This window comes from Nitrospira sp. CMX1, from assembly GCF_054902215.1.
In genome coordinates this window covers 157433-172969 of sequence record NZ_JBUBKD010000011.1, presented here as the reverse complement: position 1 = coordinate 172969, position 15537 = coordinate 157433, and the positions used below count along the sequence as shown (strand labels likewise).

16 protein-coding genes are annotated in these 15537 nt (G+C 54.2%); 15 read left to right on the top strand and 1 reads right to left on the bottom strand.

Annotated features, from left to right (window positions below):
- Positions 1-169 precede the first annotated feature (169 nt).
- The 8 genes from ACYX34_RS02790 to ACYX34_RS02755 all read left to right on the top strand — a co-directional run bounded on the left by ACYX34_RS02790 (position 170) and on the right by ACYX34_RS02755 (position 8991).
- The gene (locus ACYX34_RS02790) at positions 170-1864 is read left to right on the top strand and encodes a two-component system sensor histidine kinase NtrB (RefSeq protein ID WP_462075033.1); all 1695 of its coding nucleotides are present in this window, start codon (positions 170-172) and stop codon (positions 1862-1864) included.
- Positions 1849-3234, top strand: coding sequence for a sigma-54-dependent transcriptional regulator (locus tag ACYX34_RS02785; RefSeq protein ID WP_462075032.1), 1386 nt, complete (start codon positions 1849-1851; stop codon positions 3232-3234). The genes ACYX34_RS02790 and ACYX34_RS02785 overlap by 16 nt, the downstream gene beginning before the upstream one ends.
- On the top strand, positions 3227-4135 hold the full coding sequence (gene ispE / locus ACYX34_RS02780; RefSeq protein WP_462075031.1) for a 4-(cytidine 5'-diphospho)-2-C-methyl-D-erythritol kinase: 909 nt from the start codon (positions 3227-3229) through the stop codon (positions 4133-4135). Before ACYX34_RS02785 ends, ispE begins: the two co-directional genes overlap by 8 nt.
- Before the next feature lie 207 nt (positions 4136-4342).
- The gene (locus ACYX34_RS02775) at positions 4343-5284 is read left to right on the top strand and encodes a ribose-phosphate diphosphokinase (protein WP_462075030.1); all 942 of its coding nucleotides are present in this window, start codon (positions 4343-4345) and stop codon (positions 5282-5284) included.
- A gap of 51 nt (positions 5285-5335) precedes the next feature.
- Positions 5336-6115 carry a 50S ribosomal protein L25 gene (locus ACYX34_RS02770; protein ID WP_462075029.1) on the top strand — a complete coding sequence of 260 codons (780 nt, stop codon included), beginning with the start codon at positions 5336-5338 and terminating at the stop codon, positions 6113-6115.
- Positions 6116-6117: 2 nt separating this feature from the next.
- Complete coding sequence (gene pth, locus ACYX34_RS02765) at positions 6118-6699, top strand: aminoacyl-tRNA hydrolase (protein ID WP_462075028.1); 582 nt, start codon at positions 6118-6120, stop codon at positions 6697-6699.
- Positions 6700-6768: 69 nt separating this feature from the next.
- Positions 6769-7860, top strand: coding sequence for a redox-regulated ATPase YchF (gene ychF / locus ACYX34_RS02760; protein ID WP_462075027.1), 1092 nt, complete (start codon positions 6769-6771; stop codon positions 7858-7860).
- A 387-nt stretch (positions 7861-8247) separates the two neighbouring features.
- Positions 8248-8991 carry a sterol desaturase family protein gene (locus tag ACYX34_RS02755; protein WP_462075026.1) on the top strand — a complete coding sequence of 248 codons (744 nt, stop codon included), beginning with the start codon at positions 8248-8250 and terminating at the stop codon, positions 8989-8991.
- A gap of 38 nt (positions 8992-9029) precedes the next feature.
- Here the strand turns inward: ACYX34_RS02755 and tmpT are convergent, their stop codons facing one another.
- Entirely contained in the window at positions 9030-9665 is a 636-nt protein-coding gene (tmpT, locus tag ACYX34_RS02750; RefSeq protein ID WP_462075025.1) for a thiopurine S-methyltransferase, read from the bottom strand.
- A gap of 705 nt (positions 9666-10370) precedes the next feature.
- Between tmpT and ACYX34_RS02745 the strand changes: the two genes are divergently transcribed.
- The 7 genes from ACYX34_RS02745 to rpmF all read left to right on the top strand — a co-directional run bounded on the left by ACYX34_RS02745 (position 10371) and on the right by rpmF (position 15357).
- Positions 10371-10769: a hypothetical protein gene (locus tag ACYX34_RS02745; RefSeq protein ID WP_462075024.1), complete on the top strand. Its 399-nt coding sequence runs from the start codon at positions 10371-10373 to the stop codon at positions 10767-10769.
- 230 nt (positions 10770-10999) lie between these two features.
- Positions 11000-11863 (top strand): HEAT repeat domain-containing protein, encoded by an 864-nt coding sequence (locus ACYX34_RS02740; RefSeq protein WP_462075023.1) that lies wholly within the window; start codon positions 11000-11002, stop codon positions 11861-11863.
- Between the two features lie 1602 nt (positions 11864-13465).
- Positions 13466-13813: a 30S ribosomal protein S6 gene (gene rpsF / locus ACYX34_RS02735; RefSeq protein WP_462075022.1), complete on the top strand. Its 348-nt coding sequence runs from the start codon at positions 13466-13468 to the stop codon at positions 13811-13813.
- The gene (locus ACYX34_RS02730) at positions 13800-14198 is read left to right on the top strand and encodes a single-stranded DNA-binding protein (RefSeq protein WP_462075021.1); all 399 of its coding nucleotides are present in this window, start codon (positions 13800-13802) and stop codon (positions 14196-14198) included. The genes rpsF and ACYX34_RS02730 overlap by 14 nt, the downstream gene beginning before the upstream one ends.
- Before the next feature lie 24 nt (positions 14199-14222).
- A complete protein-coding gene (rpsR, locus tag ACYX34_RS02725) occupies positions 14223-14480 on the top strand; it encodes a 30S ribosomal protein S18 (RefSeq protein ID WP_462075020.1) in 258 nt (85 codons plus the stop codon).
- Positions 14481-14485: 5 nt separating this feature from the next.
- Positions 14486-15136, top strand: a complete 651-nt coding sequence (locus tag ACYX34_RS02720) for a YceD family protein (protein ID WP_462075019.1) — start codon at positions 14486-14488, stop codon at positions 15134-15136.
- Positions 15137-15171: 35 nt separating this feature from the next.
- Positions 15172-15357: a 50S ribosomal protein L32 gene (rpmF, locus tag ACYX34_RS02715; protein ID WP_086418096.1), complete on the top strand. Its 186-nt coding sequence runs from the start codon at positions 15172-15174 to the stop codon at positions 15355-15357.
- Positions 15358-15537: the final 180 nt, after the last annotated feature.

The following is a 15537-nucleotide window of genomic DNA, read 5'->3' as shown; positions in this document are numbered from 1 at the left end:
TTCTTCCGTCACCCATTGAGAATCAAGCTAGTCGGACGTTCGTCCATCCCTATTGTGGCAAGCGCTAGCGGTATTCTTCTCGCCTACAGGTCTCTCAGCTGATCGGTCCGTAGCAGTCGATCAGCCCTCCCGACGGAGCGCAATGGCTTGACAATGAGGTGAGCACTGCGTGGACGAAATCAAAACCAGAATCTATTGGCTGATGGGGTGGCGGGTTGTTCTCGTCACGTTGCTGTTGGGATTGTCCCTTGCCTTCCAGGTGACGAAAGGCGAGCGCGTCGAAACGTTCTATGCCTTGATCATATTCACCTATGCAGCCACGATTCTCTACGCCATCATCCTTCAACACCTTGATCGTCCCGAAGTCCTGGTGTCGTTTGCATGGGGTCAGATCGCTGTCGATTTTGTCGTTGAGTCTGTGCTGATTGCACGAACCGGCGGGATTGAAAGTCCCTTTGCCGTTCTGTACGTCATCAGCGTGACGGTAGCAAGCCTGGTTCCACGTCGCCGGGTCGGCTTATTGACCGCCAGTATCTGCATCATTCTGTTCGGACTCCTGACCAATTTGCAGTTGTATGGTCTCGCGGGGACATGGGGCTGGCTCCCACATACTCGGTTGACTGCCGCGGAAACGCTCCAGGCGTTCGGCGTCTATGCGCTCGCGTTTCTGGTCGTCGGGTTCTTGAGTGGGGCGCTCGCGGATCAATTGCGGACGTCTGATCAATCGCTCCGAGAAAAAGAGCAGGGGCTCCATCGTCTTCAAGCGTTCCATGAAAATATCGTGAACAGCATCAGTAGCGGGGTGTTTACAGCCGACGCGCATGGCCGGATCACATCATTCAACCCTGCAGCTGAGGAAGCGACTGGCTATAGCAGCGCACAGGTTCAAGGGCGCCCTTGGCGAGAAGTATTTAATTGCCGGCCAGAGGAAATGGAGAATGAGGCTGCTGAGAGTGTGTCACATAATCTTCGCTTTGAGGTCGAGTGCAAACGAGCGGACGGGAATCGACTGATTCTTGGGATGACCCTTGGGCCGTTACACGAGCAAGGCGAGACAACCGGCTTGGTGGGTGTCTGCAAGGATCTCACGCAGATCCGGGACTTAGAGGAGGAGATGCGGCGCAAGGAGTGGCTGGCCAGCCTTGGAGAAATGTCGGCGGGGATGGCGCATGAAATCCGAAACCCGCTCGGTGCTCTTGCCGGTGCTATGCAAATGCTGCGGAAAGATTTTCAGGCCGACGAAACGAGCCAACGGTTGGTAGGGATCGCAGTTCGGGAAGCGACTCGGTTGAATGCCATCATTACTGAGTTTTTGCAGTACGCCAGGCCTCCTGCCCTGAATCTCATCGAGTGCGATTTAAACAAAGTCCTTGCTGAGACGTTTGATCTAGTACAACATGAAGCACGAACGAGAGCGAATATCACCGTTGTGACCGCCCCCTGTTCCGACACGCTGCCTGCGCAAGTGGATCAGGATCAGATGAAACAAGTATTTTGGAATTTGGCCGTGAACGCGTTTGATGCGATGCCAATGGGTGGTCAGCTGACGGTATCAACAGGATGTCGAAAGGTGGATGTGGTGGGTCGGAAGGCTGAGGTCATTGAGGTGTCGTTCCATGATACGGGAGCAGGCATTCCAAAGAAGAACCTCGATAAAATCTTTCTCCCGTTCTTTACCACCAAGAAGAGTGGGTCCGGATTAGGATTGGCGGCGGTCCATCGCATCGTGGATCTTCATGGTGGGTGGATCAAAGTGGAGAGTGAGGAAGGGCTGGGGACGCGATTCGGGGTCTGTTTGCCTCGTGCCGCGGATTCAGGGATCAGACTCTGGTATGAGGGAAGAGAGCCGTGGAAAAGATCTTAGTCGTCGATGACGAACAAAGCTTGCGCGAGGTGTTGAGCATCATGCTCAAGCGGGCGGGGTACGCTGTGACGAGTGCCGCTGACGGTGAGGAGGCGGTTGAACTCCTGCAGAAGGAGATCTTTGACCTGGTCATCACCGACCTGCGCATGCCCAAGGTCGACGGCATGGAGGTTCTCAAAGCGGTCAAATCAGCCTCTCCAGAAACAGTGGTGTTGATCATTACGGCGTTTGCGAGTGCAGATTCAGCCGTGGAGGCAATGAAACAGGGTGCCTATGATTATCTGACGAAACCCTTCCAAGTTGATGAAGTGCAGTTGATCATCCGGAATGCATTGGAAAAGCGGCGCCTCACGACTGAAAACATGCTCCTCAAGCGCGAGATGGCGAGTCAGTCGTCATTCGCGCAATTAGTCGGTCAGAGTGAGGCGATGCAAAAAGTTTTTGAAGTCGTACGAAAAGTCGCGGACTCGAAAAGCAACGTGCTTATTTGCGGAGAAAGTGGAACAGGAAAGGAATTAGTGGCCCGTGCGATTCACTATAACAGTGCAAGGAGCGCCTTGCCGTTTGTGGCCGTGAACTGTAGTGCCGTACCAGAGACCTTGTTGGAAAGCGAGCTGTTCGGCCATATGAAGGGATCATTTACTGGCGCGATTGCGAATAAAGCTGGGTTGTTCGAGATCGCGAACGGCGGAACGATCTTTCTTGACGAAATCGGAGACACGACTCCGACGATTCAGGTGAAACTGCTTCGAGTGATTCAAGAGCGAGAATTTCGTCGAGTGGGGGGCAGTCAGGATATTAAAGTCGATGTGCGTGTGGTGGCGGCCACCAACAAAGATCTTGAGAAAGCCGTGGCGGACGGTTCGTTCCGGGAAGATCTCTATTACCGCCTGGATGTGATCCCCATCCGGCTTCCACCGCTGCGGATGAGAACAGGTGATATCCCGCTACTCGTCCATCACTTTCTGGAACGGTTTGCGAAAGAAAGTGGGAAGCCCAAGCCGGTGCTCAGTTCCGATGCGATGCACGTCCTCTTAGGGCATGAATGGCGCGGGAACGTTCGTGAACTGGAGAATCTGATTGAGCGGGTCGTGGCGTTTTCTGTGGACGGACCGGTGACAGATGCCGATGTGCGTGGATGGCTTCATCGGCCCACGGTGCCGATCCCAGTACAGGGGATGCCGCTGGACTTAACCGATGAGGGCGTGGATCTTGAGGGGTTGATCAATGGAATCGAAAAGGATCTGCTGCTGAAGGCGCTGGAACGGTCCAAATGGGTCAAGAAGAAAGCTGCACGGATGCTCCGTCTGAACACGAGATCATTTCGGTATCGGTTGGAGAAGTATGCTATAAAAGGAGGTCGTGACTAACCTTTCTCCCGCATCGACCTCCGCTCCGTCCTCCATTCGTGTTCTCGCACCTGCCAAGGTCAATCTTGTGCTCCGCATTCTGGATCGTCGCCCTGACGGCTATCATAATCTTTGGTCGTTGATGCAGACGGTCAAGGTGGAGGATGAGATCACCATTGGGCTGAGTGGCAGCCATTCCATGATCACGTTGCGCTGTGACGATCCATCGTTGAAAACCGATGATTCCAATTTGGTCTATCGGGCGGCCGTGGCGGTCATGGAGCAGAGTGGCAGAATAGAAGGAGTGGATATCACCCTTGCAAAGCGGATTCCAATGGGGGCTGGGTTGGGAGGTGGGAGTAGCGATGCGGCTGCGACGATTATCGGTCTGAACCGGTTACTCAATCTGGGATGGTCGGAGGAAAAGATGGCGCACATCGGCCAAACGCTTGGAAGCGATGTGCCGTTCTTTTTCTTCGCGCCCTCTGCAACCGTGGCAGGGCGTGGCGAGCACGTTGCTCCGGTTCGAATCAAGGGGACTCGATGGGTCGTCTTGGTCAATCCTGGCTTCCCTGTCGAAACGAAGTGGGCGTATCAGCAACTATCCGTGAATCGATCTGGAGTGCTTCCACTAGCCCAGTCTCATGCCATGCTGGAACAAACCTCGGAGTTGGTATGGGAACAGGTACTGGAAGTAGCAGAAAACGACTTTGAAGTACCGGTGTTTAGGGCCTATCCCATGCTGGGCGAGATCAAGCATCGACTGCTGGCCCTTAAGGCTGAGGCGGCGCTTCTCTCCGGAAGCGGCGCGACCGTGTTTGGGGTCTTCCGTGATGAAGCGAAGGCTTGTCAGGCACAAGCCATATTCATGAATGAGCCCCAGTTCAAGGTGTTTGTTGCACAGACCTCGTGTCCCTCGTAGGTGACCGATTTCAACCTTCCCTCGATCGTTTATTGACAGAGACCGGAGATTTCTTATAAAGTTTCACCCTTTGATGGGTTTCCTCAGTCGTGTGTGCTGCGACGAGTGTTGCCAGGCTGATAACGGTCAGCATTGCGTGCCGCACAAGAACCACTAGAGAATCCAGCACGTTAGACTAAAGACGAGACGGTCAGTTAGGAACGTTCGATGAACAGAGAATTGAAAATTTTCTCTGGCAACGCCAATCTTGCGCTTGCGCATGAGATCTGTGCCTACCTTGGGCAGAAGTTGGGTGAAGCAACGGTCTCTTCGTTTAGCGATGGAGAGATCCGAGTCAAGATCGACGAAAATGTTCGGGGTGCCGATGTCTTTGTGGCGCAGTCCTGTTGTCAGCCGGTCAATGATTCCTTGATGGAGTTGTTGATCATCATTGATGCGCTGAAACGCTCATCGGCGAATCGTATCACGGCGGTGATCCCGTATTTTGGGTATGCCCGTCAAGATCGTAAGGATCAACCCCGTGTTCCCATTACCGCCAAATTGGTTGCGGACTTGATGACCACGGCGGGAGCCGACCGCGTGCTCTCGATGGACCTTCATGCCGGACAGATTCAAGGATTTTTTAACGTGCCAGTCGACCACCTCTATGCGCTCCCGGTCTTGCTGGACTACATCATCAAAAAACAAATGCCCGACCTGGTCGTAGTTTCGCCCGATGCCGGTGGGGTGGAGCGAGCCAGGGCATTTGCGAAACGGCTCCAGGCGAATCTGGCGATCATTGATAAACGCCGAGAAGGTCCCAATCAAGCCCAAATCATGAACATCATCGGGGATGTGCAGGGGAAACGAGTCCTCCTCCTTGATGACATGATTGATACGGCTGGTACGATCGTTCAGGGCGCACAGGCTTGTCTCGATCATGGTGCGCGAGAGGTGATCACGGCTTGTACCCATGCCGTCTTGTCTGGGCCGGCGCTGGAACGATTACAGTCTTCGTGTCTTTCCCAAGTGGTGATTACCAACACTATTCCGTTGCGAGGGAAAGAGTTGATCTGTCCGAAGTTGCATCAATTGTCGGTGGCGCCGCTCTTAGGTGAGGCGATCAGGCGCATTCATGAAGATGAGTCGGTGAGTTCATTATTTGCCTAGCCCGGTTTGGGCGGGGCGTTGTGCTGGAAGCTGGGGAGGCGGAGGAGAATCATGAAATTTGATTTGACAGTGTCAGTCAGGGAACAAGCGGGTAAAGGAGCTGCGCGGTCGATGCGGCGGGCAGGGAAAATTCCGGCGGTGTTGTACGGCCAGGGTGAATGTCTCTCGCTGATCGCCAACCCCGACGACCTGGTCAAGATTCTGAAGTCCCACGCGGGCAGTACTGCGTTGATTTCACTGACGGTCAGTGGGGCCAAGTCTAAGCCGAGCCGTACCGCACTCTTGCGAGACTATCAAGTAGATCCGGTGACGGGAGCGGTGTTGCATGCCGATCTCTTTGAAATTTCCATGAGTAAACCGATTCGGGTCAAGGTGCCGGTCAAGGTCATTGGCAGCATTCCAGCTGGTGTGAAGGAAGGTGGTGTGTTGCACCACAACATGCGCGACATGAATGTCGAATGTTTGCCCGCGGTATTGCCTGATCACATCGAAGTGGATGCGTCAGCCTTGACCATTGGGAGCGGCATCCATGTGAAAGAAATTGGCGCGCGTGACGGAGTCCGTTTCTTGGATGAACCTGACCAGATGGTGGTGAGTGTTGCGGCCCCGATGTCGGATGCGAAACTGGAGGCCTTGCTGACCAGTGGTGTAGGTGCTGCAGGCGAACCGGAAGTCCTGGCAAAGGGCAAGGAAGCTGGGGCTGAGGGAGCCGCGGGCGAACCGGCCAAAGCTGGTGCCGCAGCGCCTGCCGGTGACGCCAAGGGCGGAGAGAAGAAAGACGCGGCTGCCGCGCCCAAGGCTGAGAAGAAAGAAGCTGAAAAGAAGAAGTAACGGTGCGTCTGCTAGTTGGACTGGGCAATCCGGGGAAGGCCTATGCCCAGACCCGTCACAATGTCGGGATGTGGACCATCGAGCGGGCTGCCGCTCGATGGTCGATCCGGCTCTCACCGCGCGGAACCGCACAGCGAGGTTCCGGACGACTTGGGCGAGAAGTGATCGAGTTGGCCGGTCTCCTCGACTGGATGAACTGTTCCGGTCCTCCCGTGAAAGGCCTTCTGCGAGAGTATTCCCTTACTCCCAACGAGCTCATCGTAGTCCATGACGATCTCGATTTAGAACCGGGTCGGCTGCGGATCAAGCTTTCCGGAGGCTACGGGGGGCATAATGGGATCAAATCCCTCATCGAAGCGCTGGGGACCCCACAATTTATCAGATTAAAGATCGGAGTCGGCCGGCCTGCACCAAGCCAAGATTCAGCGGACTATGTGTTAGAACCAGTCACGAAAGACGAACTGGCGGTCTTTGAACCGTGTTTGGAGCGAGCTGTTGATGCGCTGGAGTGTCTGATCCATCGAGGGCCAGAAGTGGCGATGACTCAGTTCAATGTCAGAGAGCGAGAAACGACCAAAGAATAGTGCGGACTAGACAGCCTCGGTCCTACACTCAGCACTCAGAAATTTTATCTCAGCACCGTCAGGAGATCTATGGGACTCTGTTGCGGCATGATCGGTCTTCCGAACGTTGGTAAAACAACAGTCTTCAATGCACTCACCGGTGGTGGGGCACTCGCGGCGAACTATCCGTTTGCCACGGTGGATCCCAATACCGGTGTGGCACTGGTGCCGGATCCTCGGCTTGTCAAATTGACGGAGATCTTCGCTTCGAAAAAGACCACCTACAGCACGCTGGAAGTGCGGGACATTGCCGGGCTGGTCGAAGGGGCCAGTAAAGGTGAAGGATTGGGGAATCAATTCCTTGGCCACATTCGCGAAGTCGATGCGTTGCTGCACGTGGTGCGGTGTTTTCAGGGGACCGATGTGGTCCATGTCAGCGGTGGGGTCGATCCCCTCCGTGACATTGGAGTGATTGAGACCGAGCTCATGCTGTCTGATCTGGAGACGCTTGATCGGCGAAAGCAGAAGACCGAAAAGAAGGTTCGGGCCGGTGACAAGAAGGCAGCCTTTGAAGTGGAGTTTCTGACCAAGTTGATTGGTATGCTCGACAAGGGGGAGTGGTTGGGCAATCGGGAATATCCGGCAGAGGAACGGACAATCCTCACCGAATGTCAGTTGCTTTCGGCAAAGCCGGTGCTGTTTGTCGCCAACGTTTCTGAAGGAAAGAATGCCGACGAAGCAATGGTCCAGGCGGTAAGAGATTTTGCAGCCAAGCGCGGGGCCCGGGTTGTGACCATTTGTGGGCAACTGGAAGCGGAGCTCTCGTCGTTACCCGAAAGTGAACGAACGGATTTCCTGAGTGAAATGGGATTGACCGAATCAGGGCTAGTCCGGTTGACGCGTGAGGCCTATAGCTTGCTGGATTTGGTGACGTTTTTCACCGCCGGTGAGATTGAATCTCGGGCCTGGCCGATCCCCCGAAACACCAAAGCTCCGCAAGCGGCGGGCAAGATCCACTCCGATATGGAACGTGGATTCATCCGCGCCGAGGTCTACCATTACGACGATCTGTTGGCCTGTGGGTCTGAAGCGAAGGTGAAGGAAAAGGGGTTATTTCGTCTCGAAGGCAAAGACTACGTCATTAAAGAAGCAGATATTGTGTATTTTAGGTTCAATGTGTAGCCGCTTCTGTCGTTGAATGCCAAGGGTTCGCGATGAGCTGGCGCCTATCTCCCCCACACGTAGTGCTTCGACCAACCATTTATGATCCTGGAACGAGCCCGGTTATTCTGTTTGTCCTAGGCCGCTTTTGTACGTCCTTTCTCTGTGGGCTTTGATCTCGGGGGCTTGCGGGAATTTGCCCATAAACTTGGCATAGCGAACAAGGGACACCAGCATATGATTCAACTTCTTATTTAAAGAGGAGGGAGCCAAGGCAACCAATGTTGCCCCCCATAGGAAGGGTGGAGGGAGTCCTCTGCCGACTTGACCAGCGCCTTCACGATGCGCGATCCTCCTGCCTCGACACTTCTGTTTGTCACACTAAAACATGTTTCGTAAGTGGTAACAATGGTTGACTGGCTAGCCAATTTCATTTCACTTGAGTGGCTGGCCATTTATTGGGGAATCGGCCTGCTCTTTTTCGCGGTGGAGTATTGGTGGCCGTCGCGTCCGCTTCATTACCGACAGGTGTTTCTACAGGATGTGACGGCCTTCACGATCTACCAGATCTTCTTTATCTTTGCCGCACAGGTGACGAATCGAATCCCGTTTCCTCACTACTCCTACTGGCGCTGGCAGGCGCTGCCATTCGGGTTTAAGCTGGTGGTCTTCTTGTTCGTCCTGGATGGATTGGCCTACTGGATGCATCGGCTCTGGCATATGCCGTGGGTCTGGCCGATCCATCGCTGGCACCATGCACCAACGGAGCTGTACTGGCTGGCCGGTATCCGGGCAAGTTTTCCGCAGATCGTCCTGGCCAGCATTCCATATTTTCTGGCGTTTCCGCTCCTCAAACCGGTGCCGTCACTCTTTTTCTCGCTCTATTCCTATATGCTAATCCTGACGAATAACTGGATGCACATGAATGTGACCTGGCAATCGAGAAAGCTAGAATGGTTCTTTGTCACACCACGTTACCATCGTGTACATCACCTGAAACAGATCGGAAGGGGCGGAGCAAACTTCGGGGTCTTGTTTACAGTGTGGGATCGACTGTTCGGTACGTATGCGGATCCTGAGCAGGTGGAATCAACCGGGCCTTACGGAATTCAGGAAACCGTCCATCCAGTCCGTTTGGCTATCGGAGTGTAATAGAAAATATTCTCCCCCCTCTTCTTTTTTTAACCCAGTCATTTATTCAATCGCCAGACATGTTCCGTTGCGGGGCACTTCCCTTTGAGCCCGCCAGGGACATCTAGACGGGTCAGCGGTGTGAGGGTGTAGCTGTCGCTGTAATGGCGATGGAGCTCATCGGGGGTGACGGAAAACGGAGGCCCTGGCACGATGGTCTGGTCGTACTCATAACCTATGACCAGTTGGGGCGCCGATGCCGTAAGCGATTTGAGATGGGTAGTGTACTGGACCCGCAGGATCTCCGGTAGTGCGACTAACGCAGCCCGGTCATAGACCGCATCGACAGGACGAAGTACTTCACGAGACAGATCGAAGAGATTGCCTACGAAGATGTCGATCTTCTCTCCGCGAAAGAGTTTGTGTTTTCCGACTTCTGATATGGTTGTTTCCATTCCCAGCTCGGCAAAGAGCTGCGTCACAGCCAGCTCACTCAGTTCCGCCCCGGCGACCGCATAGCCACGAGACAGGAACCAGCCAAGATCAAGTGACATGCCGCAGAGCGGCACAAACACACGCCCGCCAGGAGGGACATTGAGGGAGGGGAAGTGAGCGATCAGCAGTGGGTTGACGTCGCGCTCATGCCATCCAGTCTGATTCGTCTGCCATCGGTTGTGCCAAAAACTTGGTTCCATGTGTATCTCTTAGTGGCCGGACAGTCAGTCGTGTACGAGCGCCATCCTAAAGGGCGGAGAGAAGAGAGACAAGATGAAAGGGGAATGGCTTGGGGGATGTCTCAATGGACGAAGCTTAGCTGCTCGCCACTAACAATAAATACCTGCCTATGTCTGCAACCGGCGGATGTCCCAAGCACAATACAAGATCAGCCCCCACTTCTGTCTAATAGCACTGTTGCCTGATCTCGATCCTCACCTGCTCGCAGGGAATTCTCAGCTGGCAGGGGCTTAGGCCATTCTACTTGAGTTTGTTCGGTTCCGTCGAGAGTCAAACCGGCCTCGAGACGCACAATACAAGATTCGAACCCAGAGTTTTGCTTCGCAAAAAGTCACGGGAGTATTTATCTGGATGCATCGCGCAGGGCAAGTGCTAAGGATTCAAAAGTGTTTGCCATTGTGAATACCTAATGATAGGTAGTGGTTGATGGGCCATATGCGTATAGATGTATTGCGAAGAAGTGTGGATGCATGGCGCGGTGGTGTGCTGCGCTGCGCCTAAATGCCATGAATGGATAAGTATAGATGGGGAGAGGCGTGTGTATTGACTTAGGTGAAACATAATAAGTTTCGCGCGTAACGATGATGCGTAAGGATGGTCGATAAGAGGGTTTGCAGATGCCGTGATGGGGGCAGTGGGCAGTCATAACCAAATAGGAGGCGATCATGCAGATGACGAAAGGAATTCTAGCGATTGGGTTTGCAGTGGGGTTGGGTGTACTCAGCCCAAATGCCAATGCGATGACGTTATATACCGGACCACACTGGGCAGACAGTGGTGCTTCGTATCATGCCTGCAATGTGGTGAATGTCGGCCTCACCGCCATCACCGATCTACAAGTTGTGCTCCACAAGTTTGATGGCTCCGTGGCGGCCACCTCGGGGGTGATCACACTGAACCCTGGTCAGACGCTGGAAGTCGTTGCTTCGCCGAGTTATGGTGGTTTCGCGCGTTGTCGCTTCTATAGCCCAACGGCTGTGGGGTCACAGCTTCGTGGGAATATTGCTGTGTTTCGATGGGCGGGGACGTACTATGAGACTCTCGCTACAGAAGTAGCGCGATAGATATCACATTCATTCAGTAGGAATGGTCTGGGGGCCTCCTATCGTGTATAGATGGGAGGCGGCCCCCAGTCTAGCCGTTCACTGATACACGTGATTGTAACGTCTGAGGTGTGATGTGGTTGAGAGAGTCACAGACATTGGCCATACGGGTTTCCTCACATAGGCAGATGAGGTCCACATCCATGCGGATCTTGTCCACGCCAATGAGGTGTTCATATCTCATAGTACTCATGGCGTTCTCCATGCAAGCCTGTGGGAGTCCAGGAGAGGAGATTTCGAAGCCTGGGCTTAGCTCTGCTACCACAATGATGGTGACGGCAACAGCGGGGCTTGTGTCTATTGAGGCTCAGAATGCCCCATTGGGCGCGGTGCTGACGGAGTTTGGCCGGCGCACACAGATTGCCTTTCTTATACCTGAGGCAATGAAGTCTGAATCAGTGACACTCTCGTTTCAGCGGCGTCCAGTTGAAGACGTGCTGCAGCAAGTGCTCATTGGAAAGTTTTATGCAGTAGAGTATCGCCAGGATGGGGCCAAGAAGGTGATTGCCAGGGTCGATCTCTCGGTCCCTCAAGGGCCGATGGTCAGTCGGGCATCCGCCGGATCGCCATTCTCCAGTGTTCCCACGGCGAATGGAAGCTCCGTACGTTCCGCACCCACCAGCATTGGGAATCTTGGAACCGCCAGAACAGATCTCGAGCTCGCCCAACTAGAGCAATCTCTGAGAGAGTCTCAGGAGCCGGCCGCTCGGATTGCGGCGTTGAACGGGATTGCGCATCGAGAAACCAGCGAAGCCGTGAATCCAATTATCGCGCAGGCCCTGTCAGATCGCGCACCAGAGGTTCGCGAGGCCGCGCTGGATGTGCTCAAGTACTCACTGGATCCTGTGCCGATTCCAGCGCTTGCGGCGATGGCTTCGAAGGACGCCAATCCTGCGTTTCGAGTCGAGGCTATGATGTTACTGATGGATCAGTTGGCAAAAGACGAGCCCTCGCAGGAGGATCGGGATACCGTTCTTTCCCTGTTGAATCGAGGGCTGACCGATCCGGATCCTGCAGTACGAGAGTTTGCCACCATGCAGTTGGTGGACAAGTAGATTCCTGCCTGTTCCGTCACCCCCTTTGTCAGTGAAATGACCAGATGTGGTGAGGCCTGTCGTTTCAAGAGCGATAGCGGCGGGATCCGCAGAGCGTTTGCGATGGATGAGCTACCCCTGCTGGTATCCAGTTGCCAGATATGTTTCGTGGCAAGACATTGCCCCTTGAACACGACAGAACGGGTAATGTTGGTCTCATTCTCCGGCTAAGTTGGGCAGAGCGTGAGGATGTGGCTTCGCGCCAGGGGCAAGAGAGCTTTCAGCGTGGTCCTTGAGAGACATAAACAGGGTTCGGCGAACATGCGGAAGGACCTTCATAATTGTGTTGAACACTAGAAACTGCAGCACCTTCGGTCTCGCCTTCAACAAATCTTCGGGTAAGGCTACGCGCTTCAGTGTACTCAGGAGATGATCAGTCAGCACGGTGAGCCGAACCAGTCGGTGTTGGTCCCAACCTTCCCACTTCGCAGGGCCACGGTCACCAACTGGTTCTTCAGGACATGCTGAGCATGCTCGACGGTGCCCGTTTCTCCCGATGCTGGCGAATTAGCATAAGACCATCCCCCTCCCGATTAGTCACGATCGCGAAATGCATGACCGTGCTGCCAACCTCAAATAACTTGCCTCGGCGCCCGTGAACCTGCACTGAAAACTAGGGTTGGATCTTGTATCGTGCGTCGCTAGCTTGATCTGCCTGCACCAACAAAAATAGGCAGATGAATGTAAATATTATGGTTTAGTCGATGGACTATCGATGCTTGGGCCGGTGCGGCTACGGATATTCAACGAGCTTTCGTGTCCCAACCGAGCGCCTGCTTCGGCCAGTTGATTGAGGTCGGAGTCTGTGGTTGCACGCGATGGCGTGGGAGCTGACATCTAGTGGAGGCGGGGTTGCAGCGCCCGCGTCTGGTTCCGATTGGGAGTGGGGAGTCGCCCTGAATCGCCGGGCCTGTTCTCGGTTGAAGTGACGATGAATCAGGACTTTGCGCCAAGACCGCAGTGGCGACGATGACAATCGTAAAAATTAGAGTGCGTTGGACAAGGAATTGTCTCATCCAGTTCAAGCATAACAGGTGTTGGACCGGCGTCAATTTATTGCCGGAGAACAGATTGCTTACATTGATAACGCGATACAGTCTGCAGAGGCCGTGGATCGGACTTTAGCGCAATAGGTTCCCACGTCTGTACAGACGTGGGAACCTATTTGAAAGTTCTCGAATCAACACCCTGGGCGTATGCACCGGTGTCATAACGACCGGTCTATTCCGCAGTACGCTGTCAGCAGACTGGACCGCCATGATCTGAAAAGAGGGAATGTGGAGACAGGCAATGTGGCGGTCCGTGATAAATTTAACTGGTAACCAATGGTTATGTTTCGAGGGTTTTCTGTCAATGCGGGGAAGTCTGTATGAAATCAGCAATCAAGTTGTGTAACCACGGCTCTGCGCTCTTCGTGGGTGCCATTGATGGAAGCGTCAGGTTCTGCAATTCATTGACAGTCTAAGAATCCCTATGTTACCGTCCTCCGTTCATTGTGCCAGATAGGCACCCTACACCTCGCTCCCGACTGGTTCGGGGGCCTTTGTCCAGGAGGATTGCTGCATGGAGCTCTACGAGTCTCTGTTTATTATTCGTCCGTCCCTTTCCGATGAGGATACGAAAGCGCTCATCGACAAGATGAAAAGTGTCGCCGATAAGACCGGCGCGCAATTCATCAAAGCCGAAAATTTAGGGAAGAAAAAACTCGCCTACGAGGTGCGTCGTGAGCGAAAGGGGACCTATGGCTATTTTTACTTTAAGGCACCGAACAACACCGTCGGCGAGCTGGAACGGGCCTATCGGTTGGAAGACGATATCATCAAGTTTCTGACGGTTCATCATGAGAAGCCATTAGTGGAGCGGCGCCCGGTGGAAGCGGCGGCACAGGAGTCAGACGGTGGCCGGATTTAACAAAGTCATCTTAATGGGAAACCTCACTCGGAATCCCGAGCTCCGGTATACGCCGAGTGGGACGCCAGTGGCGAGTTTTGGTTTGGCGGTCAGTCGCCGGTTTAAACAGGGCGACGATTTGAAGGAAGAAGTGTGTTTTGTCGATATTGTGGTCTTTGGTAAACAAGCCGAACATTGCGGGCAGTATCTCAGCAAGGGGAACGGCGTGATTGTTGAGGGGCGGTTGCAGCAGCGCCGATGGGAAACCGAAGATGGTCAAAAGCGCAGCAAGCATGAAGTGGTCGCCCAGACCGTGACGTTTATGCCCAAGCGCCAAGACGGCGGCCAAGGTGCCGAACCTCCGATGCATGATGAACCCGGCTATGAGACAGGCGATGAAGGTTAATGACAGGAGTATGAGGAGGCAGTGATGGATCGAAGTGAAAACGAGCGTGGAGGTGGTGGAGGAGGACGGCTGTTCCAACGGAGACGTCCCTGCCGATTTTGTCTGGATAAAGCACCGATTGATTTTAAGGATGCCGGACTCCTTCGGAACTTTTTGACAGAGCGAGGGCGTATCGTTCCACGCCGAATCTCTGGCAATTGCATGCGGCATCAACGTGAACTGACGGTGGCGGTCAAGCGGGCTCGGCATATCGCCATCATCAGCTTTGCTGAGGAGCGATAACGAACGTGATCGGTGAGATTGGGGCCTCAGGCTGGGGCGCGGGGATATCGTCGAGGGGACTCATGGGTGTCTTAACGCCGAAGATCGCGGATATCACGGCTGAGGGTCTTTCGTTGTCCGGAGACCTGACGGGTGACGAGCTGGGACTGACGGATTCGGATGTCTCCATTCGCGGAACAATGTCGGTCGGATTGGAGCTTCGTGCGATTGAACGGACCATCTATGTGACCGGTGTGGTGGAAGGGGCCGCCAGTCGGCAATGCGTCCGTTGTCTGAAGGACTTTGACGAGCCGGTGGCGTTTTCCTTGCGCGTCGCCTACGAGCGGGAAGTCAAATCCACGGGGCCTACCGGAAAACGGGACGGTGTGAGAAAGAAAAAAACGGCGACGCCTCCTACGGTTGAAGAGGAAGAACAGAATGACGATCTCTATTACTTTACGGGTGATCATCTTGATCTCGCACCGATGTTGCGCGAGCAGATGATCCTGGCATCCCCGATGCACCCGTTATGTACCAGCGATTGTCGTGGTCTCTGTGCCCGTTGTGGGCATGATTTGAATGGAGGCCCTTGTCGTTGCGGTGCAGAACCGTCGGGAGGTCCATTTGATGTGCTGCGCACGATGAAAGAAAAACTGAGGGACGCCGGACAGCGCTGAATAGCGATCCGAATCGAGGGGAAGAAGGAGTCACCATGCCGAATCCAAAACATAAACATTCACGGGCAAGACGCGATAAGCGTCGCACTCAAAAACTGCGTATGACCCCGCCGGGGATGGCTGTGTGCCCACAGTGCCATGAGTTAAAATTGCCGCATTACACCTGTTTGAATTGCGGGACGTATAAGGGCAAGGCCGTCATTCAAGTCGAAGAAGCCTAAGCTGACTGCCAGTTGATGGTTGACGCCCCACAGCGGCAGGTGTTTAGGCGTATCTTCAATGTTTTTATGGTGCGGATGCTTCAAGCAATGCCAGCCGTCATACTTGGAGGGCCGTAACATGTTCGAGCTGGTCTGTGGCGAAAAGGGGTCAGTGCGGTAGAGCTGATCCCAGGGGGCGAC